The 26,227-nt window shown below is 52.6% G+C and carries 25 protein-coding genes; 13 read left to right on the top strand and 12 right to left on the bottom strand.

Annotated elements, in window-relative coordinates; translation table 11 throughout:
* Positions 1–148 precede the first annotated feature (148 nt).
* Genes ACR02O_RS02435 through ACR02O_RS02420 form a run of 4 tightly spaced genes read right to left on the bottom strand, consistent with a single transcriptional unit; the run spans position 149 to position 3,514 of the window.
* Entirely contained in the window at positions 149–1,213 is a 1,065-nt protein-coding gene (locus ACR02O_RS02435; RefSeq protein ID WP_458138728.1) for a phosphotransferase enzyme family protein, read from the bottom strand.
* The gene (rdgB, locus tag ACR02O_RS02430; RefSeq protein WP_458138727.1) at positions 1,210–1,797 is read right to left on the bottom strand and encodes an RdgB/HAM1 family non-canonical purine NTP pyrophosphatase; all 588 of its coding nucleotides are present in this window, start codon (positions 1,795–1,797) and stop codon (positions 1,210–1,212) included. The genes ACR02O_RS02435 and rdgB overlap by 4 nt, the downstream gene beginning before the upstream one ends.
* A gap of 4 nt (positions 1,798–1,801) precedes the next feature.
* A complete protein-coding gene (gene rph, locus ACR02O_RS02425) occupies positions 1,802–2,551 on the bottom strand; it encodes a ribonuclease PH (protein WP_171697841.1) in 750 nt (249 codons plus the stop codon).
* Positions 2,552–2,608: 57 nt separating this feature from the next.
* The gene (locus ACR02O_RS02420; protein ID WP_458138726.1) at positions 2,609–3,514 is read right to left on the bottom strand and encodes a serine/threonine protein kinase; all 906 of its coding nucleotides are present in this window, start codon (positions 3,512–3,514) and stop codon (positions 2,609–2,611) included.
* A gap of 54 nt (positions 3,515–3,568) precedes the next feature.
* Between ACR02O_RS02420 and ACR02O_RS02415 the strand changes: the two genes are divergently transcribed.
* Positions 3,569–4,420: a YicC/YloC family endoribonuclease gene (locus ACR02O_RS02415; protein WP_230410256.1), complete on the top strand. Its 852-nt coding sequence runs from the start codon at positions 3,569–3,571 to the stop codon at positions 4,418–4,420.
* Positions 4,421–4,596: 176 nt separating this feature from the next.
* On the opposite strand, the gene ACR02O_RS02410 is transcribed toward ACR02O_RS02415, so the two are convergent.
* From ACR02O_RS02410 to ACR02O_RS02400, 3 genes are all read right to left on the bottom strand, one after another.
* Positions 4,597–5,013: a hypothetical protein gene (locus ACR02O_RS02410; RefSeq protein WP_458138725.1), complete on the bottom strand. Its 417-nt coding sequence runs from the start codon at positions 5,011–5,013 to the stop codon at positions 4,597–4,599.
* 252 nt (positions 5,014–5,265) lie between these two features.
* Entirely contained in the window at positions 5,266–6,525 is a 1,260-nt protein-coding gene (locus ACR02O_RS02405; RefSeq protein WP_458138724.1) for an NAD(P)/FAD-dependent oxidoreductase, read from the bottom strand.
* Between the two features lie 46 nt (positions 6,526–6,571).
* Positions 6,572–7,252, bottom strand: coding sequence for an SDR family NAD(P)-dependent oxidoreductase (locus ACR02O_RS02400; RefSeq protein WP_458138723.1), 681 nt, complete (start codon positions 7,250–7,252; stop codon positions 6,572–6,574).
* A 213-nt stretch (positions 7,253–7,465) separates the two neighbouring features.
* Here ACR02O_RS02400 and ACR02O_RS02395 point away from each other — a divergent pair, with 213 nt between their 5' ends.
* Entirely contained in the window at positions 7,466–8,092 is a 627-nt protein-coding gene (locus ACR02O_RS02395; RefSeq protein ID WP_494522717.1) for a DUF998 domain-containing protein, read from the top strand.
* Between the two features lie 166 nt (positions 8,093–8,258).
* Positions 8,259–8,645, top strand: a complete 387-nt coding sequence (locus ACR02O_RS02390; RefSeq protein ID WP_494522716.1) for an MAPEG family protein — start codon at positions 8,259–8,261, stop codon at positions 8,643–8,645.
* Between the two features lie 39 nt (positions 8,646–8,684).
* On the opposite strand, the gene ACR02O_RS02385 is transcribed toward ACR02O_RS02390, so the two are convergent.
* Positions 8,685–9,116, bottom strand: coding sequence for a DUF2721 domain-containing protein (locus tag ACR02O_RS02385; protein ID WP_494522715.1), 432 nt, complete (start codon positions 9,114–9,116; stop codon positions 8,685–8,687).
* A 285-nt stretch (positions 9,117–9,401) separates the two neighbouring features.
* Between ACR02O_RS02385 and ACR02O_RS02380 the strand changes: the two genes are divergently transcribed.
* Complete coding sequence (locus tag ACR02O_RS02380; protein ID WP_494522714.1) at positions 9,402–10,412, top strand: TIGR03790 family protein; 1,011 nt, start codon at positions 9,402–9,404, stop codon at positions 10,410–10,412.
* A gap of 49 nt (positions 10,413–10,461) precedes the next feature.
* Here ACR02O_RS02380 and ACR02O_RS02375 read toward each other — a convergent pair whose 3' ends face one another.
* Complete coding sequence (locus tag ACR02O_RS02375; protein WP_494522713.1) at positions 10,462–11,853, bottom strand: sensor domain-containing diguanylate cyclase; 1,392 nt, start codon at positions 11,851–11,853, stop codon at positions 10,462–10,464.
* A gap of 44 nt (positions 11,854–11,897) precedes the next feature.
* Complete coding sequence (locus ACR02O_RS02370; RefSeq protein ID WP_494522712.1) at positions 11,898–12,500, bottom strand: nitroreductase family protein; 603 nt, start codon at positions 12,498–12,500, stop codon at positions 11,898–11,900.
* Between the two features lie 326 nt (positions 12,501–12,826).
* Between ACR02O_RS02370 and ileS the strand changes: the two genes are divergently transcribed.
* The gene (gene ileS, locus ACR02O_RS02365; protein ID WP_458138716.1) at positions 12,827–15,658 is read left to right on the top strand and encodes an isoleucine--tRNA ligase; all 2,832 of its coding nucleotides are present in this window, start codon (positions 12,827–12,829) and stop codon (positions 15,656–15,658) included.
* Positions 15,651–16,130, top strand: a complete 480-nt coding sequence (gene lspA / locus ACR02O_RS02360) for a signal peptidase II (RefSeq protein ID WP_458138715.1) — start codon at positions 15,651–15,653, stop codon at positions 16,128–16,130. Before ileS ends, lspA begins: the two co-directional genes overlap by 8 nt.
* A gap of 603 nt (positions 16,131–16,733) precedes the next feature.
* Here the strand turns inward: lspA and ACR02O_RS02355 are convergent.
* Positions 16,734–17,735, bottom strand: coding sequence for a hypothetical protein (locus tag ACR02O_RS02355; RefSeq protein WP_458138714.1), 1,002 nt, complete (start codon positions 17,733–17,735; stop codon positions 16,734–16,736).
* 719 nt (positions 17,736–18,454) lie between these two features.
* Here ACR02O_RS02355 and ACR02O_RS02350 point away from each other — a divergent pair.
* The 3 genes from ACR02O_RS02350 to ACR02O_RS02340 all read left to right on the top strand — a co-directional run bounded on the left by ACR02O_RS02350 (position 18,455) and on the right by ACR02O_RS02340 (position 20,547).
* A complete protein-coding gene (locus tag ACR02O_RS02350) occupies positions 18,455–18,706 on the top strand; it encodes a hypothetical protein (protein ID WP_033157546.1) in 252 nt (83 codons plus the stop codon).
* Positions 18,707–18,873: 167 nt separating this feature from the next.
* The gene (locus ACR02O_RS02345; protein WP_458138713.1) at positions 18,874–19,095 is read left to right on the top strand and encodes a hypothetical protein; all 222 of its coding nucleotides are present in this window, start codon (positions 18,874–18,876) and stop codon (positions 19,093–19,095) included.
* 357 nt (positions 19,096–19,452) lie between these two features.
* Complete coding sequence (locus tag ACR02O_RS02340) at positions 19,453–20,547, top strand: L-dopachrome tautomerase-related protein (protein ID WP_458138712.1); 1,095 nt, start codon at positions 19,453–19,455, stop codon at positions 20,545–20,547.
* On the opposite strand, the gene ACR02O_RS02335 is transcribed toward ACR02O_RS02340, so the two are convergent.
* Positions 20,544–21,479, bottom strand: a complete 936-nt coding sequence (locus tag ACR02O_RS02335) for a LysR family transcriptional regulator (RefSeq protein ID WP_033157543.1) — start codon at positions 21,477–21,479, stop codon at positions 20,544–20,546. The genes ACR02O_RS02340 and ACR02O_RS02335 overlap by 4 nt on opposite strands.
* Positions 21,480–21,730: 251 nt before the next feature.
* Between ACR02O_RS02335 and amoA the strand changes: the two genes are divergently transcribed.
* The 4 genes from amoA to ACR02O_RS02315 all read left to right on the top strand — a co-directional run bounded on the left by amoA (position 21,731) and on the right by ACR02O_RS02315 (position 26,218).
* Entirely contained in the window at positions 21,731–22,483 is a 753-nt protein-coding gene (gene amoA / locus ACR02O_RS02330; RefSeq protein ID WP_033157542.1) for a bacterial ammonia monooxygenase, subunit AmoA, read from the top strand.
* Between the two features lie 12 nt (positions 22,484–22,495).
* Entirely contained in the window at positions 22,496–23,734 is a 1,239-nt protein-coding gene (amoB, locus tag ACR02O_RS02325) for a bacterial ammonia monooxygenase, subunit AmoB (RefSeq protein WP_458138711.1), read from the top strand.
* Positions 23,735–23,750: 16 nt separating this feature from the next.
* Entirely contained in the window at positions 23,751–24,524 is a 774-nt protein-coding gene (gene amoC / locus ACR02O_RS02320; RefSeq protein ID WP_033157540.1) for a bacterial ammonia monooxygenase, subunit AmoC, read from the top strand.
* A 431-nt stretch (positions 24,525–24,955) separates the two neighbouring features.
* Positions 24,956–26,218 (top strand): MFS transporter, encoded by a 1,263-nt coding sequence (locus tag ACR02O_RS02315; RefSeq protein WP_494522711.1) that lies wholly within the window; start codon positions 24,956–24,958, stop codon positions 26,216–26,218.
* The last annotated feature ends 9 nt before the right edge of the window (positions 26,219–26,227 follow it).

Genomic DNA, 26,227 nt, shown 5'->3' with positions numbered 1-26,227 from the left:
GGGTTTTGGCTGTATCCCGCCTCCAAAAAATCCTGCCGAATTTATCTCGACGCTCAAATCGGTACTTCAGTTGGTTTTGATATGGACGGTGGCGGCTGTTTTGACCGGTGCTCACCACGCGATTTCGCGGTAATTTTGAGCGCTCTGGTTACTCGTGTCGGCACCGAGCAATCAATCGCTCCAACAAATCCTTCTGCAGCTCGATACTCCCGCACAACGCAAATAACGCCTTTGCCCGTTCCAGGTTCTGCCTGGGCGTGCTGACTTTGAAGTATTGGTTACCGTCCAGGTAATCGCTGAAAAAGCGCAGGCCCAGTTCGAACGGAATCAGCCAGATGGCCGGGTAGAGATAGTCGTAGTCGTGGGCACTGAAAAACTCGCCGGCTTCTTGCAGGTAGCTTTCCAAAATGGTCCGGCAGCGGGTCAGGTCGAATTCGTTGTTGCTGGGGTTGTGGCAGCAGGAGCGCAGGCAGTCGCCGATGTCGTAGTGCACCAGGCCGGGTTTGACGGTGTCCAGATCGATCAGGCTGACGATGCGGTCGCTGCCGGGTTCGAATAGAAAATTGTTCAGTTTCGGGTCGCCGTGTATCACCCGTTCGCGCAGTTCGCCGCCCTGTTTGGCCTGTTCCAGGACGGGGATTTGTTGCTGCATCCGGTCGATAAAATCCCGGCATTGGTTAAATGCCGCATCGACGGTGACTTGCAACGGCTGCGCCAGCCGTTGCCGATAAGTTTCAAAATAGCTTGGCGTGATATGAAAGCCCGGCAGGGTGTCGTGCAATTCAGCAGCGGGCAGGTTGGCGCATAGCTTGTGGAAGTGTGCCAAGGCAAAACCCACTTGGCTGGCTTCCGCCGGATTGCTGATGTGCTCGCGGCTCTCGGCGGGCTCGATTAACTGCAGCGCTCGCCAGACTTGGCCGCTGTCGTCCCGGTAACTCGCTGCTCCAGCCACGGTGGAAAGCATGGCCGGAATTTGCAGACACACATCGCCGGGACGCTGAGAGCCGATGTGCCGATTCAACCGTTGCAGATTGGCGATGACCTGTTCCGGTTGCGGAAATACCCGGCCGTTCAGGCCTTGCAACACAAAGCGATTACCCTTGCTTGGGGTGACGAGATAGGTGTCGTTGATCAGGCCGTTACCGAGCGGGCTGATCTGCGGGTTGCTGCCGAGGCCGGTGAATTGTTCGGCTATCTGCTGTAGCCGACTCACAGCCCGGCAAGTTGTTGACTAAGCGCCCGCAAGGCTTGGCCGCGATGGCTGAGGGCGTTTTTTAATTCCGGGGCCAGTTGCGCCGACGAGCATTGGTATTGCTCGACCCAGAACACCGGATCGTAGCCAAAGCCGTTTTCACCGACTGCCTGCCGCAGAATCCGGCCTTCCCAGACGCCTTGGGCGATGATGGGCGTTGGGTCCAACGCATGGCGCAGATAGACCATCACGCAGATGAAACGCGCGCTGCGTTCTGGGTCCGGCACGTCGCGCATGTCTGCCAGCAACTTGTCCAGATTCGCTTGGTCCGAAGCGCCGACGCCGGCATAACGTGCCGAAATCACCCCCGGCGCACCGCCCAGCGCATCGACGGCCAGCCCGGAATCGTCGGCGATGGCCGGCAGTTTGCAATGTGCGGCAGCGTTGCGGGCCTTGATGATGGCGTTTTCGATGAAGGTGGCGCCGGTTTCGTCCGGCTCGACCACGTTGAATTGCGATTGCGGCAGGATTTGGTCGTTTTGCAGGATGGCCTGAATTTCCCGAATCTTGCCGGCATTACCGCTGGCTAAAACGATCAAACTCATTTTTTTACAGCACGACTCGCAGCGGCGCGGGCTTTTTGGCTTCGCGCAATGCGGCTTGCTGTTTTTCGATCAATTGGTTGATGCCCAACTCAGCCAATTCCAGCATCGCGTTGAGTTCGTCTTTTCTAAAGGCGTGACCTTCGGCGGTACCTTGTACCTCAATGAAGTGGCCCGCTTCGTTCATCACTACATTCATATCGGTTTCGGCTTGATGGTCTTCGGCATAGTCCAAGTCCAACACCGGCACGCCGTTATAAATGCCGACCGACACCGACGCGACCTGGCCGTGCAGCGGGTTTTTTTTGATCTTGTGGGTTTTTAACAGGTGCTCAATCGCAATCGACAAGGCGACAAAACCACCGGTGATGGATGCGGTGCGGGTGCCGCCGTCGGCCTGAATCACGTCGCAATCGATAGTGATGGTGTTTTCACCCAGGGCTTTCAGATCGATTGCTGCGCGCAAGGAGCGACCGATCAGACGTTGAATTTCCAGGGTGCGGCCGCCTTGTTTGCCGCGGCCGGCTTCGCGGTCCATGCGGCTGTGGGTGGAGCGCGGCAGCATGCCGTATTCAGCGGTAACCCAACCTTCGCCTTTACCTTTTAGAAAACGCGGGACGCTATTGTCGACGCTGGCGGTGCACAGAACCCGAGTATCGCCAAATTCCACTAACACCGAACCTTCGGCGTGTTTGGTGTAATTGCAGGTAAAGCGTATTTCGCGCAGTTGATCGGGGTTGCGTCCGCTTGGTCTCATATTCTTCTCGCTGGTCTATAAATTGCCGGCATTATACTGGCTTTACCGGGCGGATTTTTAACTATTGCCGGGACTCAGGGCCTGCTGTAACTCCGCCACGCTTTGTGGCCGATTCTCTGGAAAAACCGCCATGGCCCAATCGATGGCTTTCAGTAAATACTCCGGAAAATGCCGTTTATGCGCCTTCACGGCCGGGGCTAAATCGTCCTGTTTGATGCGGTCCGGCGAGGGCTGCGGGATTTTATAATCCAGACAGGCGCGCATACTGGCGCCCACCGCATAAATGTCCGACCAGGGTCCGAGATTGCCATTGTTATCGTATTGCTCGATAGGCGAATAACCGTTGGTCAGCACCTTGGCACGATTGCGCTGCGGGTCCAGCGTGATTTTGCGGATGGCGCCGAAATCCAGCAGCAAGGGGTCGTTTTCGCTGCGGATCAGAATATTGGCGGGCTTGATGTCCAGATGCACCAGACCTTTTTGATGCACCGCTTCCACGCCGGTCAGCAATAGCTTGAATACGGTCAGCAAGAATTCTTCGTTAATCGGCAGGCTGCGTTTGTGCAGGATTTTGTCTAGCGTGATGCCGTAGTCGTAAGTCATCACCATATACACGGTGTCGTTGGCCTGAAAGAAATTAATCACATCGACGATATTATGGTGCTTCAGCATCGCCAGCACTTTGGCTTCTTCAAAGAATAGCGAGCGGCCGCGCATGAACAGCGTCTTGGCCTCCTCATTATTGGGTACGACTAGATTATTCCAGGTGCGGTGCGCCAGCTTGCGCGGTAGATATTCCTTAATCGCCACCTGAATTTGATCGGCCAGCTGTCTGGCCAGATACACCGAGCTGAAGCCGCCGTGCGCCAATTCCCGCTCGATCATGTACTGATCTATAATGGTTCCCGATTGAAGGTAATTCCATTCCTTGGGATAAGTTTCTGGATCGTAGTATTCGGCCATGTGCAAGCTGCGCGGGTTAAGCGTAACGATTATAGGTGAAAAATGATAAGAAGCATGACCGCTTTCGCGGACGGCGAAATAAGCGCCGACAATCTGACCATCCTTTGCGAATTACGTTCGGTCAACCATCGTTACAGCGATGTTAGCGTCAAGTTGCCGGAGAGACTGCGCTTTGTCGAAGCCGACGCCCGCCGCCTGATCAGTGACAAACTCAAGCGCGGCAAAATCGAATGCGCCTTGAGCTACAAAAAACAAGCCAGCGACAACAGCTTCAATATCAATCGGGAAATAGTCGAAAAGTTGTTGTCCGCTACTGCCGGTATCGAAGCATTGATGAACAACCCGCAGCCGTTTTCCGCGCTGGAGGTGTTGGCGTTTCCGGGGGTGCAACAAGAAACCGAAACCGACAAGGAAGCGCTACGCGATAAAATCGTCCGGTTGCTGGACTCAACCCTGGACAAAATGCTGGAAACCCGCGCCCGCGAAGGTGCGCAACTGGCGCAACTTCTGGAAGACCGCTGTCAGAAGATTAATTTGCTGGTCGACGCGGCGCATAAACGTATGCCGGATGTGCTGCATAACCTGCGTAGCAAACTTACCAGCCGAGTGCTGGAGATGGTCGCCGAACCCAATTTTGATCGCTTGGAGCAGGAGTTGGTGTTGCTGGCGCAAAAGCTGGACGTAGCGGAAGAACTGGATCGCCTGGAAACCCATGTCGCCGAAGTGCTGCGCACCCTGAAACAACCGGAACCCACCGGCCGCCGTCTGGATTTTTTAATGCAGGAAATGAACCGCGAGGCTAACACCTTGGGCTCCAAGTCCGCTGACCGGGAAATGACGCAGATTTCCATCGATTTAAAAGTGCTTATCGAACAGATGCGTGAGCAGATACAAAATATTGAATGAAGTCTCAACCAAGACAGGCGCTTAGACTTTTATCTTACTTCCCGTACCACATATATTTTGTGATCCCTCTAATTTAAAGTTCAAACTGAGCTTGTCGGCGTTAGCGGCTCACTATTATCCGACAAGCTCAAGACCCATAATAAAGCTAAACAACACTGATAGCGTAAATTAAAGCACTACTTATCAGCGCGCTGACAAAACAATATTGCGTCTCGCCAATCCAAACCTTTTCCTGTGGCATTTTGGAAGCACTCTACTGTGTTTTTGGCATTATTGGTGCCGGCGCAGAGATTAATAATATTTTGCCAATCCCAACTGATACCCTTGCCCCAGTTCACTCGGCCGTCCAGTACGCTTAGAAAGCATGCGCCAGGCTCTGCGGATTTAGTCGTTCCGGCACAGAGTTGCTTGACGTTTTTGGGCTCCCAATTCATATTTTTCTCGTCATTCCAGGGGATTTTGCCTTGCACCGAGTTAAAGCATTCTGATTCATGGTCGGAGGCTTGAACTGTCACAGGATTAAAAAACAATGCAATTGAGCCGACGGCAATCGAGGTGCGGATAAAACGGTAAATACTACTTGATGTTTTCATGGGTAAATCCCTCACTATTTAATATTGATGTTTAATATAATTTAATCACTAAAAACTATATTTTTGGCTCGCTAATAAATTACTCGGCGGTTAGAGTATTTAGTTACCAGCTTACGCTCACTCACTATTCCATAAAAAATAGGTTTGTCGAATATTTACAAATCAACTGCAAATTTATAAAAACTCAATAAAAATAATCGGCACAATAAAGCCTCGGCCTGGATTAACTCCTCGATTAATAATAACTAGAATTTACAAGCTGTTTTTCTTCAGTGCATTGGACTGCCAAAACTGGGATATATCGTTATTCGAAAACCTGCCTATGGAAAACTCTGCAATATCAATAGACTTTGAATTCACATGGCCTTCAATAATTAAGTCGGCAATGATCTCGCCGAAAATTGGCGCGTATTTCAAAGCTTGGCCGGCGCCCAAGCAGTGGTAGAGATTAGTCAACTGGGTGTCCGGACCTAAGATAAATTTCAAATCGGGGGTAATATCGAAAAACGAATGATAACCGCCGGCATAAACCGGCTTACCAATTTTCGGGAAACGATTAATCACCTTACCCAGATAATTATCGAGCTGTTGATGGGTAACATTAAAACTCAGCGCGTCATAAATGACGTTGGCGCCCTCCGGATTCATCACCGCTCTGCTAAACGAGCGGGCAATATCCTTGGCGTTGCGGCTACGAGGTTGGTGCATGTGCAAAATGCTGCCGCGCCAGCGCCGAAAATAGGCTTGATTGACATAATCGGCAATGATGGGCATGCCTTCGGGAATGTCATCGGCGCTCACTAAAAAATTGGCGGCATACACCGGTTCCAAAGCCACCGGGATGCTTAGGCCGATACCAGCGAATAATTCCGCGCTCCAAGCCCCGGCGGCATTGATCACGTGTTCGGCAAAAATTTTGCCCTGGCTCGTATTAATGGCGCTGATACCCTGTCCGGTACCTTCAAAGTCTATGACTTCGCAATGTTCCAGCACATCAATGCGGTTCTTTTTAGCCGCCGTTTGCATGGCATTTAATATCTGCGGCGAGTCCAACTGCAAAACGTCCGGTTCGTAGTAGTAGATTTCGTCCGGCACGGTTTTTAGGGCGTGGCGGCTCAGATCCATCACGTCGCGATGAGCAAGCATCGCAAAGCCTATGCCTTCCTGTTGCAGCATTTGCTCCAGCGCCGTCCAACTCTCGGCGCGGCTGTCGGGGGTATTTTCCGCAATCCAGATTGCGCCCGGTTGCTCGTAGGGGATGTTGACGCCCCAAAGAGGTTTGAGATTTTTCCAGTATTGGGTGGCCATTTTAGCCATCCTGGCCGCCATCGGCGACGCATTGGCGGAACGGACGATGGCGCTATGCCGCGAGCTAAGGCCGGCACCCAAAACTTTTTTCTCGATAATAGCGACTTTATGTCTGTTATTGCCCAGCCGGCGTTGTAACGAAAAAGCGCATGCCGCGCCGAGGCAGCCACCACCAATCACCACGGTATGATAGAGCTTATTCATCAAGTCTCCGCGCAGCCTGGCGCTGCAAAGCAATTTTCAGCGGCTATCAAGTCTTGATAGCAGACATTCCCCCATCGACATGCATGACTTGCCCGGTAATCCAGGCGGCATTTTCGGACAGTAAAAACCAGGCCATCTGGGCAATATCCTCTGCTTCGCCTAGACGTTTCAAAGGGTGCCGCGCCGCCGCAGCCTGTTTTTTACTGTCTTCGCGCAGCAAACTTTCCGCTAATGGCGTGTCGGTCAATGACGGCGCGATAGCGTTTACCCGGATTTTTGGCGCCCATTCCGCCGCCAAGGCGCGGGTCAAACCCTCTATCGCGCCCTTGGATGCCGAGACCGAGGCATGGAAAGGAAACCCGGTTTGCACGGCCACCGTGCTGAACAGCAAGACCGAAGCACCCTCTGCCGCTTGTAGATTGCGATGATAGTGCTGCAGGCAGCGCACGGCACCGATCAAATTAAGTTGAAAATCCGCGATAAATTCCTCGGGCTTGATCCTGACGAAAGGCTTTAAATTGATACTACCGGGGCAATACACCAAGCCTTGCAAGGGTTCATCAATGGTCGGCAATGCGTCGCTTGCTACATCGCAACTAAAATGTTTGAACACGTTCGGCACCGCAGCAGAACGGCTTAACGAGTAAATTTGACAGTGCGGCTGAGCCAAACCCGCAAGTACGGCACCAATCCCGCTACTGGCTCCTACAATCAAAACATTACCCATGTTGTCCTCTGTCAGCCGATCAATCCAAACAAAATCTGTCGTTTGCGGTGGGGGTGCTAATGATTTCTTCTTGTATGCGCCGTAACAGACTGAGTTTTGCACCACTAGCCCCCCGTGATCTGAAGGCTACCTTGCGGATGCAGTTAGTCAATGCACTACGCACGGCTAAGCTGGACGGGATAAACTAGTGTTTTTACGTGACGAGATTTGCAGATGAATCCAGGCCGATTTGGCATCTTTAGCGGCATCGCGGCACCGGTAATCTGGCTGTCGCTGATTGGTTTGGCCGGCGCCATGCGCCCGGAGTTCAACCACAGCTATCAGTACATCAGCGAATTGGGTGAACGCGGCAGTATTACGGAAATACCGATGCGCTATATCGGCTTCGGATTCGCCGGATTATTGTATGTGTGCTTTGCATTAGCCGTCCCGGCCACTTTGCGCGAAGGTTGGCGTTCGGCACTGCTCGCCACGCTGATTGGTCTGGACGGAATTGGGCGTATTGGGGCCGGTGTATTCGCCTGCGACCCCGGCTGCGATGGCTTGTCTTCCAGCCAGGAATTACATCGGCTGTTTGCGATGACCGGGTTTTCCGCGGCTATTCTGGCAACGCTTGTTTGCGGTGTGGTATTCCGACGCCATGCGTGGCTGGGCATACTTAGCGCTTACTCGATTGGTAGCGGCTTGCTGGCGACGACTTTGCTGCTGCTGATGACTTGGGAGGCCAATCCCATCCAAACCACCGGCCTGTTCGAACACTGGGCAACCGGCGTGCTTTCCATCTGGACATTGGTGTTGGCGTTGCGTTTACGGCGCACTCCCGTAGCGACCGATGAATAGCGCTGTTGCTAAAAACTTTAGTTATTGCCCGGCCCTTGTAACGACACTTCGGCACAGGCAAGTGTGGAGTGCAGTGGAGTATGAAATTTAAGGGTCTGCTTGATGGCAGGAACTTTCCAGGATTTCAATCACCGAAATTTCAACACCAAAACTGCGGGAGAATAATGTGATCAGTGCCGTATATGCCGCTTTGGCGGCCTTGCTAATAGCCGGGTTGTCACAGAGAGTTATCAAATTACGCCGGGCAAAAAAAGTGATTTTCGGCGATGGCGGCGAGACCGATTTGCAAATCGCCATCCGCGCCCAAGGCAACGCTACGGAATACATACCGATATTGTTGATTTTATTGGCGCTGTTGGAATTAAGCGGCGGACATGTCGCGCTGCTGCATATCGGCGGCTTTGCGATCATCCTGGGTCGAATAGTCCACGCCCGGGGTTTGCTGCGTGCGAACCTGGATCAACGAGTGCTTGGCATGCAAATCACTATTTTCACCCTGATCGGCCTGGCCGTCGCCAATTTGGGCTACGCCGCTTATGCCGCATTCGGTTAGCTGACGCTTTGGCAATAATCTGCGGAATGGCTGTATAGCTTAAGGTCGTTTGAGCAGGGCTAAAATGCCCGTGGCCAAGATGATTTCTCTAAGAAAACACAAAAGACCCGCTATCAGCGCCAGCATCGACGCCACAAACAAAAAAGAGACGACATCCGAGAGATCGATGGCCAATTCCACGCCAACAAACATGACGACGATAGACAGGCAAACCAGCAAGGCACAACTGGTGCACAGGATGATGGACCATTGGTTCCAACGTGCCCGCCGCGTCAAGATTTGCAATTCCAGATGATGTTGTTCGGCTTGTGCGCCATCAAGCTCACTGAGCAAACGAAACCGGTCCACGGTGCGTCCCAGGCGGTTGGTCAATACCGCCAAAATACCGGCAACGCCGGAAAGCAGAAAAACCGGAGCGACCGCTTGTTGAATCACGTGAGCAACTGTCGGTATGTTGGCTATGGCATCCATAATGACTATCCGCAAAATTAAAAATAACGCATCTATGCACCCAAGCTTTAAATGCCCTGGATTCCTGATTCCCGCGACATTCAAAGGCCGGGTTTAATCGGACAAGTTAAACGCGCACCTTGCCCGCTGTCGAAAAATTTTACAATGAGTGTTGCATTTAATGCGTGTCCGGTTAAAGTGACCGATCCGATAAATTCGACCGCCAACCTCACGGAGTAACGCGTGTTTCCCGTTAAGTCATGCAAATTCGCCCTGCTCGGGCTTATCCTCAGCCAGCTGCTTTGCGTGCCAACATTGGCCGCCCCTGTCTCGCCTATGTACCGGCCCTCTTCGGCGCTGACCGGTCAAGATCTGGCGGTCGTTGTCAATGACGCCGACCCCTTGAGCGTGCAAATCGCCGCTTACTACCAAAAGCAGCGGCAAATCCCGGCGGAACAGATAATACACGTGCGTTTTGCGCCGAATCAGGCTGTGTTGTCCAAACAACAATTCGAGCAAGTGAAACAGGAGGTCGATCAAAAAACGCCGGCGCATGTGCAGGCCTACGCGCTGACCTGGCTGCAACCGTTTCGTGTCGATTGCATGTCCATTACCACGGCCTTCGCAGCCGGATTTAGCGAATCCTTTTGCGCCAAAGGCTGCGTTCAAACCCATAGCAGCCCTTATTTCACCTCCGAAACCGATAAACCGTTTAAAACCCACGGCTGGCGGCCCACCATGGCCGTGGCCGGCAAGACCTTCGCGGAAGCGAAAAAACTGATCGATACCGGTGTCGCCTCGGATTATTCGCATCCGCAAGGCTCGGCATACTTGTTAAAAACCTCGGACCAGGCGCGCAGCTCCCGAGCCGCACTGTTTCCGAAAGTGGCTGAATCGCTGTCCAGCTTTTGGCCTGTGCATTATCTGGAGCAAGAGTACATTGAGGGACGCCAGGATGTGATGTTTTATTTCACCGGACTGACCAAGGTGCCGCATCTGGCGGATAACCGCTATTTACCGGGCGCGGTTGCCGACCATCTCACCTCTTCGGGTGGCGTGATGTCGGGCAGCGACCAGATGAATATCATCGAATGGCTGAGTGCCGGCGTTACCGCCAGCTATGGCGCGGTGGTGGAACCGTGTAATTTCCCGGCCAAGTTTCCCAATCCGGGCGTATTGATGTATTTCTACCTGCGCGGCAGCAGCGTGATCGAAGCCTACTGGAAAAGCGTCGCCCAACCCGGCCAAGGTATTTTCGTCGGCGAACCGCTGGCTAAACCGTTTGCTTATCAGCCGCACCAAGCGCCAGCTCCTTAGTGGGCATCCCTAAAATCCCTTCTCCCCCACGACGAAGAGATTTTAGAGGTTACCCCGGATCCGCTTCTTCATCCGCGACGACAAGCCGATTTCGGCCGGCTTCTTTCGCGACGTAAAGAGCTTGGTCGGCACGCGTTAACAGATCGAGCCGATTGCCGCCATGGACCGGATAAATCGCCACACCTATCGATACCGTCACCTGCGGCAACTGATGATTACCGAACTTCAGCGATAAGCTTTCGATAGCCGCACGCAAAGCTTCCAGACGTTGAAGGATTTTGTCCGGCTGGATTTCAGTAGTGACCACCACGAATTCTTCGCCGCCGAAACGGCAAACCATATCGCTGCCTTCCCGAAAACCGTTCATCAATTGCGCGGTTTTTTTCAAAACTTCGTCACCGGCATCGTGGCCGTAGTTATCGTTAAAAATTTTAAAATGATCGATGTCTACCATCGCCACGGCCAGCATTTTGCCGCAGCGGCTCATCCGCAATAATTCCCGGTCCAACACTTCTTCCAGAAAACGCCGATTGAACAATCCAGTAAGCGGATCGCGTATCGATAAGTCGTGCAATTCCTCGCGCAAGCTCAAATTCGCCAAGGCCAGCCGGGCACTATCGGCGGCGGCTTCGGCTATCGACAGCTCACGTTGAATTTCTTCCGGGTGATCACTGGTAAACCGGTGTTCGATGTAAATCAAACCTAAAGCGCGTGAATGCGCTAACAGTGGAATGCACAGATAGGGGCTGCTTCCCGGTTTTACATGGCTGCAAACCGGATTGATACTCTGGCCGACGCGGGCCATATGAATACAGCCGCGCCGCATGCCCCAGCATTCGTCCGGGGTAAACACTGATTCCAGCTCGGTTTCGCCGCAACCCCAGGCGTCGACCAGCACCAGCGAATTACCGGCGGCGTCCAGCATATAAAGACCACCGACGGAATCGGTAAACAAACGTACCAATGCCGCTTTGATAATCGGATAGGCCTCGTCCATTTTTTGACAGCTCTGTAAAAGATCAGTCATCTCGCGGATTAATTGCATATGCAAAATCGCGGCTTCCAATTCGGTCTGGGCTCTTTTTAATGCGGTGACGTCCCGCGCGGCAGCAAAAATCCCGGCGACGTCGCCTTTGTCATCCCGATAAACCGAGGCGTTGTACATCACCTCGGTGATCTGGCCGGAGGTATGGCAGATAGCCAGTGGATAATCCGTGACTTTGCCTTGCGAAAACGCCAAGCGATAGCCGTCGCGGGCTTTTTGCGGGTCGGTAAAGTAAGTGGAAAAATCGCTACCGATCAATTGTTGGCGCGGTACGCCGGTGACTTTTTCGGTAGCGCTGTTCACGTCCATGATCTTACCTTCCGCGCTGATGGTCACCAGCGGATCGAGGCTGGCCTCGATCAGGCTGCGCGCATAGGAGGTTTTAATATTCTTCATTCGCGCGACTCAACGCCCCCGCAGTTCATAAATATCGGCGGCGCTTATTTAAATGCCTCGCCCCATTGCCCGAGATAAAACCGCTGTTCCAGGGCCGCACGGCTGCGTTCTGCCTGTTCGCCGGCTTGAAATTCTTCGGCTAAGTTATCCGCCTCAGCTTGATAGCCTAATGCCAACATCGCCATCGGCGTGCAGTCGTCCGGCAAATTCAGCACCTGCCGGGCTTTATCGGCATCGAAACCGCCCATTTGATGGGTAATCAAGCCTAAGGCGTTGGCTTGCAAGCATAAGCTCAGCGTGGCAGCGCCGGTATCGTAAGCGGCAAAGCGGTTGGCTTTGCCGTTGTGATTGAAATTCTGCATCGCCACCGTCAAGATGAACACCGGGGCGTTTTTGGCCCAGAGCTGATTTTTTTCGACAATCACCGATAGCGCGGTTTCCCAGGCTGCGAGATTGCTGGATTTGTCGCAAACCACAAAGCGCCAAGGCTGGTCGTTAAAACAAGACGGCGCCCAGCGCGCCGCTTCCAGGCAAGCGGTCAAATCCTGGTGGCTGACCATTTTATCCACGGCAAAAGCCCGCGGGCTCCAACGGCTGGCGATCAAGTCGTGAATCTGAACCTGGGTGGTGGCGCGTTTATGTTGCATGGTTGAGCCTCTTCTGTGTGCTTAAGTAATTTTTAGTGCATGCCGGACCAGTAGTTTGCCGACCCTGTGCCACGCATAAACCCGCCGGTAAATTTCCTAAATCAGCAAACCGGATACGCTAACCGATGGTAACTCGCCGACGCCGTCCCGTCTATTTTTAGCACGGTTCAAGGTCCAGCGCCGAGTAGGCTTTATGCCACTTGGCACTTGGTGCTAAAATCGCGCGTTTACTATCATCCTTAGACTCATTCGGCTAATCGGCGCAACCGTTATTTTCAGCGGCCTAAGTCCGCACCCAGCCGCTGGAATGCAACGCAGACAACATCATGACCATGGATTACAAACAAACCCTGAACCTCCCCAAGACCGAGTTTGCGATGAAAGCCAATCTGGCGCAACGCGAACCGGAGATGCTGAAAAAATGGAACGAAAACCAGCTCTATCAAAAAATTCGCGAGGTGTGCGCCGGCCGGCCTAAATTTGTGCTGCATGACGGCCCTCCCTACGCCAACGGCGCGATTCACATCGGCCACGCCGTCAACAAAGTGTTGAAGGACATCATCGTCAAATCCAAAACCCTCAGCGGTTTCGATGCGCCTTATGTGCCGGGCTGGGATTGCCACGGCTTGCCGATTGAGTTGATGGTGGAAAAGTCGGTCGGTAAGGCCGGTGTCAAAGTGTCGCCTGCCGAGTTTCGCAAGGAATGCCGCGCTTACGCGAAAAAGCAGGTCAATATCCAAAAAGAAGAATTCATCCGCCTGGGTGTGTTGGGCGATTGGGACAATCCGTACTTAACCATGGATTTCGCCTTCGAGGCCGACATCGTCCGCGCCTTAGGCAAAATCGCCGCCAACGGCCATCTTAGTAAAGGCGCCAAACCGGTGCATTGGTGTACCGATTGCGGCTCGGCGCTGGCAGAGGCGGAAGTGGAATATGAAGACAAACACTCACCGGCCATTGATGTGCGTTTCGCCGTCGTTGATGAACACGCTTTCATGACCAAGTGCCATCACGCCGGTGACCGCGAAGGCAAAGGCCCGCTGTCGGTGGTGATCTGGACCACCACGCCGTGGACGTTGCCGGCCAACCAAGCCGTGGCTTTGAATCCGGATCTGGAATACGCGGTGGTGCAATGCGAAATCGACGGCCAAACCGAGCGCTTGGTCATCGCCGAAGCCTTGCTGAAAGACGCGGTACTCCGTTACGGTATCGGTGAACATCATATCGTTGGCTACTGCAAAGGCGCGGCATTGGAAAACCAATTGTTGCAGCATCCGTTTTACGACCGGCAAGTTCCGGTGATCTTGGGCGACCATGTCACCACCGATGCCGGTACCGGCGCGGTCCACACCGCACCCGGTCACGGTCAGGAAGACTATGTCGTAGGCATGAAATACGGCTTGCCCGTCGACAATCCGGTCGGCAGCAACGGCGTATTCTTGCCCAGCACCGAATTGTTCGCCGGCCTGCATGTGTTTACCGCCAACGAAAAAGTGCTGGAAGTATTGCGCGAACGCGGCAAATTGCTGCATCACCACGCCTTGCTGCACAGCTATCCGCATTGCTGGCGCCACAAGACCCCGATCATTTTCCGCGCCACGCCGCAATGGTTCGTTTCCATGGAAAAAAACGGCCTGCGCGATACCGCGTTGAACGAAGTGAAACGAGTAGAGTGGATCCCTGATTGGGGCCAAGCCCGTATCGAAGCCATGCTGAATAACCGGCCGGACTGGTGTATTTCTCGCCAGCGTACCTGGGGCGTACCGATTGCCTTTTTCGTGCATAAGGAAACCGGCGAACTGCATCCGCGTACCGGCGAGTTAATCGAGCAAGTGGCCAAACGCATCGAACAACAAGGCATAGACGCCTGGTTTGAATTGGATGCGGCGGAGCTGATCGGTGCCGATGCCGAGCATTACCAAAAAATGACCGACACGCTGGATGTCTGGTTTGATTCCGGTGTGACCCATGCCGCCGTGTTGGAGCGCCGCGAGCAACTGCGCTTCCCGGCTGATTTGTATCTGGAAGGCTCGGATCAACATCGCGGCTGGTTCCAATCTTCCTTATTGGCATCGGTAGCGATGAACGACGTCGCGCCTTACAAACAAGTATTGACTCACGGCTTTACTGTCGATGCCGAGGGCAAGAAAATGTCCAAATCCAAAGGCAACGTGGTGCTGCCGCAAACCGTGATGAAATCGTTGGGTGCGGATGTGTTGCGCTTGTGGGTGGCCGGTACCGATTACCGCGGCGAAATGTCGGTGTCCGACGAGATTCTGAAACGCACCTCGGACGGCTACCGGCGCTTGCGCAACACCGCGCGCTTCCTGCTGTCCAACCTGGACGGCTTCGACCCCGCACAACATCTGGTCGCCAAGGACGATTTGCTGGCGCTGGACCGTTGGGCCGTCGATAAAGCCTGGCAATTGCAGGAAGATATCAAAGCCGCTTACAGCGCGTATCAGTTCCAAAGCATTTACCAAAAAGTGCTGACCTTCTGCAGCATCGACTTGGGCGGCTTTTACCTGGACATCATCAAAGACCGCCAATACACCGCCAAGGAAGATTGTCTGGCCCGCCGCTCCGCGCAAACCGCGATGTACCATGTCATCGAAGCGCTGACCCGCTGGCTGGCGCCCATCACCAGCTACACCGCTGACGAATTATGGCAATTCATTCCCGGTCAACGCGGCGAATCAGTGTTTCTGGAAACCTGGTACGAGGGGTTGTTCCCGCTAGACGCCAACGCGACGATCAGCCGCGATACCTGGGACAAAGTGATGGCGGTACGCACCGTGGTGTCCAAAGAGTTGGAGCAACTGCGCGGCAAGGGAGCGATTGGTGCCTCGCTAAACGCGGAAGTGGAATTGTATTGCGACGAGGCCTATGGCGCGGAGCTCAACAAACTGGCCAGCGAGCTGCATTTCGTGTTCATCACTTCCAACGCCGGCGTCGCCGACATGCAATTCTGCCCGGACGATGCGGTAGCGACCGAATTGGACGGCGTGAAATTGAAAGTGACGGTATCCGAGCATCCAAAATGCGTGCGCTGCTGGCACCAACGTTACGACATCGGCGAAAACCCTGAGCATCCGGAATTGTGCGGCCGCTGTGTAGAAAACGTCGCCGGCCCTGGCGAGACCCGTCGTTATGCTTAAGTGGTTGTGGATTTCCGCAGTCACACTGGTGCTGGACCAAGCCAGTAAGCTGGCGGTGGACGGTTCGATGCAGCTATTTGAGTCGATCCCCTTGCTTCCGTATTTCAATCTGACCTACGTGCATAACACCGGTGCGGCATTCAGCTTTCTAGCCCAGGCCGGCGGTTGGCAGCGCTGGCTGTTCGCCGGCTTAGCCGTGGTGATGAGCGGCATCATTGCCGTCTGGCTTTATCGTTTAAAAAAACACGAGACTTTGATGGCAGTTGCCCTGGCTTTGGTGTTGGGCGGGGCTATCGGCAATCTGATCGACCGGGTGGCTTACGGTTATGTGATCGACTTTCTGGATGTCTATTACCAGGACTGGCATTGGCCGGCGTTCAATATTGCTGATTCGGCGATTTGCGTGGGCGTGGGCTTGATGTTGTTGGAGAGTTTTGGGGTTGGGCGCAAAACTGTGGATGTTTTGGAATAGGCTTTTCGAATTACTTTTTGATCAAACGTTAGCCAAAAACTGTGAATTCTGCTTATTTCCCCTCTTTGGAAAAGAGGGGTTAGGGGAGATTTTCCAATCAGGTGTCGCTAGCGCGACGGCTGGTTTTTAATGTCGGGTCTCGGCCCGACAGCCGAGATACTTTCTTTTGCTTGGCCAAAAGAAAGTATCCAAAGAAAAGGCGGCCCGGATGCCGCTTATTTCCTCCGCTCCTCGCTTTTGCCGAGGGTCGGCAGAAGGGGCTTCCCAGCCCCTCCGCCGACGTGCGGCGTCCCTGCCGCACCCCTTCGGGCATTTCTCGCCAAAAGCTCCGGTGCTTCGGCGCGGCATACGGGAGAAACCGCGCCCGAGATTTGAAGAATGTAAATATAGTGAGGCAGATCCGAGCTGCGAAGGGTGGGTATTCGGAGGAATTAAGGATATTCAGCGCAAAAAAATACAGTAACCGTGGATAAGGGGAAAGATCAGCTGGTTTTTCACCAGCCTGTTAGGGCTTATTGCCAATAGCGTATGGCACCGAATAATAAAAGGCATTATGCGAGGCATAGCAGCTACGCCTTTTGACACCTTACGTCGCTAACTTAATCATGTGACATATAAGCAAAACTGACCCTCCAGACTAATTGGGTAAGAATTATTAATCACCATATTGTTAAGGACAGTACCATAGAACTTGTTTTCCTCGAGTACGCCAGTCGCTGAGGCAGACAAGCTGATAAACATGTTGTTCGGTAACCTAACTATTTTCCAGGTATTCATATCAAGTAACTCTTCACCAGCAGGGAATATGACTGATTTTGAGGATGTAAAACGGGTTGGCGTTATTGGGTCAGTGGAAATATATGAGTCGATCGAGACCAGCTCAACAGTAGCTAGACCCATACGCTCATTGAGTTCTTGAAATGAACGAGTTGGAGCATGCGTTTCTAAAAAAACGACCATTCTGTTTTCTGAATCCCTCTCTACCGCTCCAGAAGTTATTGATATTTGTAATGCCTCCAGGGCTGGCATAGGGAAACTACATTTTTCGTAGTGAATGTGTCCGCCAGTTATCCGAGCGATTGATCGGAGGCCAGGGCCAAGGGCAGGATTTATATCAATAACTTGTGCTGGATGATCTCTGAGTACAGCCTCTGGAGACAGCAAATTTTGCAGCACACCCATGGTAATTTGATCACTGAGTTGTTCGTAGTCAATTGACAAAATAGGCGGTGATTCAGCCCCACGATTGGTTTGATATATCAATAGGTGTTTGCCGTTACATAACGAAAAATAAACCGCTCGTATTTCTGGGTGATTAGCATATGTCCATGCTTGTTCTATCTCATCAGCGTCAATGGCACAAGATGGCGCTTTAGCTTCGATCACCCAACGCACCTCCCCACCCGCTTCTAGAATGTAATCAGCCTTCCCTCGCAAAACCGGATCCTTTTTGGAATCCTTTCGGCCCAGATATATTCTCGGGTAGCGAAGAGACTGCTCTCGTAAGACATTGTGTTTCGACGCTGATCGATAACCCAATTCTCGAATCAACGGTGCAATAATTTCCTCGCGTACATCGGTTTCATTGAGTTTTGTAAAATCCATGTCTTAAGTACTCTCTATTCTGAAAAAATTATTTGTCATCTCAACCTTTAGGATTAGGATCTCAGGTTCTTACGGCCATAGGATGCTGCCGAGGCACGAGGCGCATCGATCATGACCGTTGCGCCTCGCCGCTGGCTCGGCACAACCTATGGATGCGCAACTTTTCGCGTTGATCGTACCAGATTGAATTTCAAATCCACGGCGGGTTTTCTCCCTTCTGCCGACCCTCGATAAAAGCTTTGGATCGCAGGACAAATCGGCAGGATAGCCGATTTGCATGCATCGCACCCGAAGGGCGAGGCACTGGGATGTGCCGAGTGAGCTAAGCGGCATCCGGGTGGCCTTTCTTTTGGTGACTTTTCTTTGGCCAAACAAAGAAAAGTTACTCGGCTGTCGGGCCGAGACCCGACATTAAAAACTAGCCGTCGCGCTAGCGACACCTATAACACCAACCGCATTGGCATCATCCCCGAAATCTCAAATCCCGCCCGCGGCACCGTCGCGCAGAAAAATTATTCTTATCCGTTGATAACCTAATAAGAGGGCAGTTTTGAGCTAATTGGGAACGCAAACCCAGCCACGCTAAGGTCAAAAATCCCACGTCAAACAAGCTGCTAAACCACCACTCACACAATTCCGCGAATTTGAATGACGGTAGTTATATTGCGCTACAGATTGCAAAAGTTCCGGGCAATTTGTTTCCTTATAGGAAACAAATCATGAATAAAATGCCTGATTGTAAATATTTTTGGTGGGTATATAGTGAAGTCGTACTTACAAAACGACTAAACATAGTCAAGGTGGACCCCATGAATATTTCAAAAAACATTTATAGAGACGTGATGATTGGCTTGTTTTTTGTCACCGGCGTGCTCAGCTTCGTCTCCGGTCAATTTATCCTATCCACACTTTTATTTGGTTCCGCATCATTGGCCAGTAACTTGAATCAAGCAACACCTGCGCGGGTTTAAGAGTGTAGGCTGGCCGCTATCGGCAACTTGTGGCGCAGACTCAAATGCGGGCATTGCTAATCAAGGCGGAACCTTATGGGTATTTTTTTAACCAAAGCCAAATCATCGACACATTAAAGATCCTTACTGTCATTCACAGCCAAGCATAAAGCCATAGGAGAAATACCATGAATTTACGTTATGCAAATATGAAAAGTGCGCTCGAATTTTTATATGCGCCTCCCGTCACCCTGGCGATTATCGAATCATGGAGCGATGACGAGTTTGATGATGTGTTGGACTGGATTGAACAAATGACTCGTCGCAATTGGCATCGAATACTTCAGCGACCAGAAGTGTTGGTGCAACAAAGGCCGGATGTTTTGAATGTATTGGATGTTGAAATGTAATGGATAAATTCAAATACGGCGTTTTTCTGGGCGTTATTATTAACTCGCCCCCTAAATACCATTCGCCTTGAGTCTATCGAAGGGGGCGCCAGCCTGGGCTTCGATGGGCTCAGCCCGAACGGCACCCGTGTCACATTGTTCCACTCTAGCCAGGGGTTGAGCTTAGACTCTCCCTCGACTTGGCGCTGCGGCTATCTAGGGATAAAAACCTTCACTTCGCTATCGCTGCGCTTCCAAAATTGATTACGCCAATCATCATCAATGTACTGAATGGTTCGTGATGAATGGATGTCATTTAACAGGGCTCTAACGATCCAGTATGGTGTTGCCTAACCCAACAACTTACTGGAGATGATAATGAACCGTGGAATCCTATTTTGCACCGCCATGGTGTTTGCAGCCTTTGAGGCTTTGGCGGATGGCAATTCTCATTTTGATGTATTCGCCAACCTCGATAACGGTCCTGGCAATGTCACGGCAACCGCCAACGGCCGGATCATCATGAGCCAACATCAGTTTTATCAACCGCAATACACGGTGGTGGAATACAAGGATCAAACCTTGCTGCCTTTTCCGAATAAGGAGATGTCCGCAGCGGATTCGACCGCACCGATCAAACTCGACTCGGTGCTGGGTATCCGCTCCGACGCCAACGGCATCGTCTGGATGCTGGACAACGGCATGCGTAGCGGCGTGACGCCTAAGCTGGTAGGGTGGAATACCAAAACCAACAAACTCCAACGGCTGATTTACCTGCCGGCCCCGATTGCCCCGAAAGATGCGTTCGTTAACGACTTTGCATTGGATGCCAACCACAATCATGCCTTCATCAGCGATCCGGCGGGCGGCGCGAATGCCGCCTTGATTGTGGTCAACCTGTCTACCGGTGCGGCGCGGCGGGTGCTGGAAGGCCATAAAAGTGTGGTGCCGGAAAACGTCGATTTGGTCATCGACAATGTGCCGATTCAGGTGAAAACCCCGGCGGGCGAGTTGGTCAAACCGCATATTGGCGTCAATCCGATTACCGAGGATTTGGCCAACGAATGGGTCTATTTCGGGCCGATGCACGGCCTCAGTCTTTACCGGATTAAAGCGGCGGATTTGGTCAACGAGTCGTTAACGCCTGAAGAACTGGCAAAGCAGGTGGAACGCTACAGCGACAAACCGATTTCGGACGGCATCAGCATTGATGAAAACAACAATATTTATCTGGGGGACTTGGCGAATAATGCGATTGGCGTGATCGCGCCTAACCGACAATACCGGCAATTGGCGCAGTGTCCAAGGCTGTCATGGGTCGATTCCTTCAGTTTTGGCGCTAACGGCCAACTCTATGCGGTAGTGAATCGCTTGCATCGCTCAGCCACACTGAACGGCGGCGACAACCAATCCAAACCGCCTTACTTTCTGTTGAAGGTCAAAACCTTGGCCGCGGGCCTGCCAGGACGTTAAAGATTGATTTGAGATGCGCTTATTTTCCGGCCTATGGCGTTGATTTGTTCGCGCAACCAACCGTGGGCCGGGTCTTTTTCCCATAGCGGATGCCAAATCATCGCCAAATCGTAGTCCGGTAAACTCACCGGCACGGGTAATACTTGCAGCGGCACCAGTTTCTGAAAAGCTATGGCCAAGCGATAAGGCAAAGACAAAATCATGTGGGTTTGGGCCACGATCAAGGGTGCCGATAGAAAATGCGGCACGATGAAATTGATACGCCGCTCCAAGCCCAACTCGGTCAATTTCTCGTCTATTACCCCCAATTTATCGCCGGTTCGGGAGATCAGCATGTGCGTCCCCGCCAAATAGTCCTCCAACGACGGTGCGGCTTGGATGGTGGGATGATCCTGCCTGACCACGCAAGCCATGCGATCCATGAATAAATGTTCGCAGTGCAAATGCGCGGGCGGATTCAGTACCGAGGCAAAGCCCAACACCACATCCAGACTGCCGTTTTCCAACTGCGCCAAGGGAAAAGCAGATTCCGTACGTTTGACATGAATATCCACGCCCGGCGCCGTTTGCTCTATCAATTGCGACAACTCTGGCAAGATCAAAAACTCCATGTAATCGGTCGCGGCGATGGTGAAACGGCGCTGACTGGATGCCGGATCGAAGGCCTGGGGTGCCTCTAGCAATCGTTCCATTTCCTGTAACAGACTGCGTACCGGCTCCACCAAGGCCAGCGCCAGTGCGGTCGGCTGCATGCCGGTGGGCGATTTAACCAAGACTGGATCGTTCAATTGCTGGCGTAAGCGGTGCAAGGTATGGCTCATCGCCGACTGGGTGACGAACATGCATTCCGCCGCGCGGGTGACATTGCGCTCCCGCATCAAAACATCGAAAGCCAGCAATAGGTTTAAGTCGAAAGTGCGTAGGTTAGCCATCCTGAGTTCCTCAAAAAATTCGGCTGCATACTAAACAAAATCGCTGCTGGCCGGTATGAACAGTCTTGATGGTAGCGGATGAAATTTCACCATTTCACAGCCAAGCCTTTTCTCCCTACCTTATACCCCGAGCGCGTCGTCCAAGCCTACAAGGTTTAACTCCCCCCAAGGGTAGCTTTTCGGTTGGCGGCGCGCCCAAATACTCAATGGCAACAGCCATTCACTAAAACGCATTACGGGGGATTCTTACCATGTCTGCACAAATTCCAATTTCAACATTCAAACCTTATCGGGGCGAAAAAGCCCGGCTGGCCAGAGCTTACGATTATCTGATTCTGGTACTGGCCCTATTTTTATTCATCGGCTCGTTCCATCTGCATTTTGCCCTGACCGTCGGCGACTGGGATTTCTGGGTGGACTGGAAAGATCGGCAATGGTGGCCTTTGGTCACACCCTTAATCGGCATCACCTTTCCAGCGGCTGTTCAAGCTGTGTTATGGGATAAGTTCCGGCTACCTTTGGGCGCCACGCTCTGCGTTGCAGCGTTGTTGATCGGCACTTGGGTTGCCCGAATCTTTGCCTATCACTACTGGAATTTCTTTCCCGTCAACATGGTGTTGCCGGCCACCATGGTGCCGGGAGCCTTGGTACTGGATACCTTGTTGATGCTGACCAACAGCCTGACCATTACCTCCATTTTTGGCGGTGGCGCGTTTGCCTTGTTGTTCTACCCCACCAACTGGCCGATCTTCGGCATGTTCCACCAAGCTGTCGAATACCACAACAGCCAGCTGACTGTGGCCGATTTATTTGGTTTCCAATATATCCGCACCGGCATGCCGGAATACCTGCGCATCATCGAACGCGGCACCTTGCGCACCTACGGCCAGTACGCCACACCTTTGGCGGCGTTTTGTTCGGCGTTGTTGTGCTCGTTGATGTATCCGCTGTGGTGGTACATCGGTAAATGGTTCGCCACCACCCGTTATCTGAAAAAAATCTAAGGAGGAATGGTCATGAAATCACTCTTTAAACCTTGGCTGTTGGCGTTGCTGTGCGTCAATGTATTGTCGATATTTGCAGTACCCACCGCGCAGGCACATGGCGAAAAAGCCCTGGAGCCGTTCATCAGGATGCGCACCATCCAGTGGTACGACGTGCAATGGTCCACGCAAAAATTCAACGTCAACGATGAAGTCAGCGTCAGCGGCAAGTTTCATGTCGCCGAAGACTGGCCGATCAGTGTGCCAAAGCCGGAAGCCACTTTCCTGAATATTTCAACACCTGGGCCGGTACTGATCCGCACCGAACGTTACCTGAACGGCAAACCATGGACCAACTCGGTAGCCCTGGAGCCGGGCGGCGACTACGAGTTCAAGGTGGTCATGAAGGGCCGTTTACCGGGTCATTATCACATCCATCCGTTTTTTAATTTAAAAGACGCGGGTCAGGTGATGGGCCCTGGGGTGTGGCTGGACATTGGCGGCGATCCCGCGGACTTTAGCAATACCATTCAAACCATCAACGGTGAAATGATCGACATGGAAAGTTTCGGCTTTGCCAATGGGGTGTTTTGGCACCTGTTCTGGGGAGCGTTGGCGGCTGCCTGGCTGTTGTGGTGGGTGCGCCGTCCCTTGTTCATCAGCCGCTACCGGATGTTGGATGCCGGTTTGGAACATGAGTTGATCACAGCTCGGGACAAAACCATCGCCAAGGCCGTGTTAGTGGGCATCCCGGTATTGGTATTGGTGATTAATTCCGTAACCAATAGCCGTTATCCGGACACCATCCCATTACAAGCAGGACTGGATAGAATTTTGCCTTTACCGGCTCAAGTCAATGCCGGAACGGTCAATGTCGACACGCTAAAAGCCGAATACAACGTGGCGCAACGTGCCATGGTGTTGCAGGTTAGTGTCGATAATCGCAGCCAAGGGGCGGTCAGGATAGGCGAGTTTTCCAGTTCCAACGTGCATTTCATGAATGATGATCTATCCGAGGTAGGCAACGTGCCCGGCAAGGACGACGTCAGCAATAAAGGCCTGAGCCTGAATGACAACACGCCTATCGCCCCCGGCGAACAACGTACCGTCACTATTGAAGTGCGCGATGCGGCCTGGGAGTCGGAAAAGCTGGATGGACTAATCAAAGACGCGGATAGCCGAGTGGGTGGCTTACTGTTTCTTTACGACGACGTGATGGGAAAACGCTATATCTCCAGCATTTCCGCCGCCGTCATTCCCAAATTCAATTAATTCAGGAGCACACATCATGGCTACCACGACAGAACATGTTAGCTTAAGCACCGAAACCCCAAAATCATTGCCTTGGTATTTGATCGACTTACCTAAGTACCTAAAGGGTTTTGGTCTATTAGCGGTTATCTACATCAGTTTACGGTTGTATCAGGGCGCTTTTGCCATCGCGCACGGTTTGGATTCCACGGAACCGGCGTTCGAACAGTACTGGATGCGGCTGTTTTATATCGAACTGGCGGTTCTCGCCGTCGTCGTCAGCGGCTTTTGGGGTTACTTATGGACCACGCGCGACCGGAATCTGGATCAGTTGGCGCCCAAGGAAGAAATCCGCCGCTATTTCACCTTGACGATGTGGATCAGCATCTACACCTTTGCGGTGTACTGGGCGGGCAGTTATTTTGCCGAACAGGACAATTCCTGGCATCAGGTGGCGATCCGCGATACGCCGTTTACCGCTAATCACATCATCGAGTTTTACTTCAACTTCCCGCTGTACGTGATCCTGGGCGGCTGCGCCTGGTTGTATGCTAGAACCCGCTTGCCCTTGTATGCCAAAGGCATCTCCTTGCCTTTGACCTTGGCGGTGTTCGGACCCTTCATGATCTTAGTCAGCGTCGGATTCAACGAATGGGGGCATACCTTCTGGTTTAGAGAGGAATTCTTCGCCGCGCCTATCCATTGGGGATTCGTGATTGGCGTATGGTTTGCCCATGGTGTGGGCGGGATATTGTTACAAGGCGTGACTCGGCTGATCGAGCTAATGGAAAAAATCGAAGACGCCGAATAGGTCTGCTTTGGGATGCAACTGGCATGAAGAGCGCATCATAACAAGGCTGCCGTACCCAAGGTAGGTCGGGCTGAATGCAATGGGTGCGGTTCAAATTGATGTGAAAAATCAAAAAACCGCGAAGCGAAAAAAGCCGAAGGCTGGTTTTTATCCCCTCATACCGCCCCGAGCATCGCAGCCTTTGACGAGAAATTGCCCGCAGGGGCGCGGCATGGATGCCGCGCGTTTTTCGCAAGGGCTGGGATGCCCTTTCGAAAAACCCTCGCCAAAGGCGAGAAGCGCAGGATTAAGGCGGTATGCGGGGCGGCCTTTTCTTTGGTTTCTTTCTTTTGGCCGAGCAAAAGAAAGAAACTCGGCTGTCGGGCCGAGACCCGACTTTTAAAGTAGTCTCGCGAAGCGTTTCCATACCTTACTAATCAACCCACACGACCATGTTTCAATCCAAATCCGATGTCGCCATGCCAAAGAGTCACGCTGATTCAGTTCACTATGCCTGGGTCGTACTCGCGGTGACGTTTCTGTGCTTGTTTATGGCGTCTGCACTGCGCTCCGTTCCAGGGATCATCATGCTGTCTCTGGAACAGGAGTTTGCCTGGAACCGGGAAACCATTAGCGGCGCGATTTCGCTCAACCTGCTGCTATTTGGCCTTGCCGGTCCCTTTCTAGGTCGATTGATGGATGTCTACGGCGCAAAACGGATCAGCGTTATCACTTTAATTTTGTCGGTGGCGGGTGCCGGCGGCAGCGTTTTTATGCAGGAATCCTGGCAACTGTATTTGCTTTGGGGATTGCTGATAGGCGCAGGTTCGGGCGGCTCGTCGATGATTATGGGCTCGGCGTTGATCAATCGCTGGTTTCATAAACACCGGGGGCTGGCCTTAGGCATATTGGGGGCAGCTTTCTCCTCCGGCCAGTTAGTGTTCACCCCGGTGCTCATGCAGATCAATGTGCATGAAGGTTGGCGCGCAGCGACGATATTTATCGCCGTAGGCTTGGGGCTAGTGGCTTTACCTTTGGTCCTGAGATTTTTAAGAGACGATCCCAAATCAAAAGGCCTATCGGCCTATGGGGAGCATGGCGTTCATAGAACAATGCTTAAGCCTGATCAAAATCCCATGCGCTCGGCCATGCGCAGTCCGCAGTTCTGGTTGTTAGCCTTGAGTTTTGGCATTTGCGGTTTAACCACCTCCGGGCTTTTTCAGACCCATTTGATTCCACACGGCATCGAACACGGCTTCACTGAAATGACCATGGCCATGTCCTTAGGCGTCATGGGTGCGGCCGATGTGTTCGGCACCATTTTATCCGGCTGGTTGTGCGATCGCTACGGCAAGCGCTGGCCGCTGGCGTTTTATTACATAGTCAGAGGCGCAACGCTGATAGTGCTGCCCAGCATTGATACCACCGGACAATTAATGCTGTTCTCGATTATCTACGGCATGAATTGGTTGTCCACCATTCCGGCAACCTCAGCCTTAACCGCGGATTTATTCGGGAAACAAAACGTCGGTGTGGTGTTCGGCTGGATCTGCTTCGCGCATCAAATCGGCGCGGCGATTGCTGCCTACAGTGCCGGGTATGTCCATAGCCTGGTGGGTGATTACCACCTGGCTTTTGTGGCGTCAGGTCTATTCGCTTTTATCGCAACCGGTATCGTTCTTTTCATAAAAGAACCACAAACTGTTCGTTTTTAATTTAATTTT

The organism is Methylomonas sp. PHL2-19, from assembly GCF_059331595.1.
This window is presented reverse-complemented; position numbering and strand designations above follow the sequence as displayed.

Coding starts and splice junctions, on each gene's coding strand:
- rdgB (WP_458138727.1), bottom strand. CDS start 1,797: ATGAGTTTGATCGTTTTAGCCAGCGGTAATGCCGGCAAGATTCGGGAA.
- rph (WP_171697841.1), bottom strand. CDS start 2,551: ATGAGACCAAGCGGACGCAACCCCGATCAACTGCGCGAAATACGCTTT.
- ACR02O_RS02420 (WP_458138726.1), bottom strand. CDS start 3,514: ATGGCCGAATACTACGATCCAGAAACTTATCCCAAGGAATGGAATTAC.
- ACR02O_RS02415 (WP_230410256.1), top strand. CDS start 3,569: ATGACCGCTTTCGCGGACGGCGAAATAAGCGCCGACAATCTGACCATC.
- ACR02O_RS02410 (WP_458138725.1), bottom strand. CDS start 5,013: ATGAAAACATCAAGTAGTATTTACCGTTTTATCCGCACCTCGATTGCC.
- ACR02O_RS02405 (WP_458138724.1), bottom strand. CDS start 6,525: ATGAATAAGCTCTATCATACCGTGGTGATTGGTGGTGGCTGCCTCGGC.
- ACR02O_RS02400 (WP_458138723.1), bottom strand. CDS start 7,252: ATGGGTAATGTTTTGATTGTAGGAGCCAGTAGCGGGATTGGTGCCGTA.
- ACR02O_RS02395 (WP_494522717.1), top strand. CDS start 7,466: ATGAATCCAGGCCGATTTGGCATCTTTAGCGGCATCGCGGCACCGGTA.
- ACR02O_RS02385 (WP_494522715.1), bottom strand. CDS start 9,116: ATGGATGCCATAGCCAACATACCGACAGTTGCTCACGTGATTCAACAA.
- ACR02O_RS02375 (WP_494522713.1), bottom strand. CDS start 11,853: ATGAAGAATATTAAAACCTCCTATGCGCGCAGCCTGATCGAGGCCAGC.
- ACR02O_RS02370 (WP_494522712.1), bottom strand. CDS start 12,500: ATGCAACATAAACGCGCCACCACCCAGGTTCAGATTCACGACTTGATC.
- ileS (WP_458138716.1), top strand. CDS start 12,827: ATGACCATGGATTACAAACAAACCCTGAACCTCCCCAAGACCGAGTTT.
- lspA (WP_458138715.1), top strand. CDS start 15,651: ATGCTTAAGTGGTTGTGGATTTCCGCAGTCACACTGGTGCTGGACCAA.
- ACR02O_RS02355 (WP_458138714.1), bottom strand. CDS start 17,735: ATGGATTTTACAAAACTCAATGAAACCGATGTACGCGAGGAAATTATT.
- ACR02O_RS02350 (WP_033157546.1), top strand. CDS start 18,455: ATGAATAAAATGCCTGATTGTAAATATTTTTGGTGGGTATATAGTGAA.
- ACR02O_RS02345 (WP_458138713.1), top strand. CDS start 18,874: ATGAATTTACGTTATGCAAATATGAAAAGTGCGCTCGAATTTTTATAT.
- ACR02O_RS02340 (WP_458138712.1), top strand. CDS start 19,453: ATGAACCGTGGAATCCTATTTTGCACCGCCATGGTGTTTGCAGCCTTT.
- ACR02O_RS02335 (WP_033157543.1), bottom strand. CDS start 21,479: ATGGCTAACCTACGCACTTTCGACTTAAACCTATTGCTGGCTTTCGAT.
- amoA (WP_033157542.1), top strand. CDS start 21,731: ATGTCTGCACAAATTCCAATTTCAACATTCAAACCTTATCGGGGCGAA.
- amoB (WP_458138711.1), top strand. CDS start 22,496: ATGAAATCACTCTTTAAACCTTGGCTGTTGGCGTTGCTGTGCGTCAAT.
- amoC (WP_033157540.1), top strand. CDS start 23,751: ATGGCTACCACGACAGAACATGTTAGCTTAAGCACCGAAACCCCAAAA.
- ACR02O_RS02315 (WP_494522711.1), top strand. CDS start 24,956: ATGTTTCAATCCAAATCCGATGTCGCCATGCCAAAGAGTCACGCTGAT.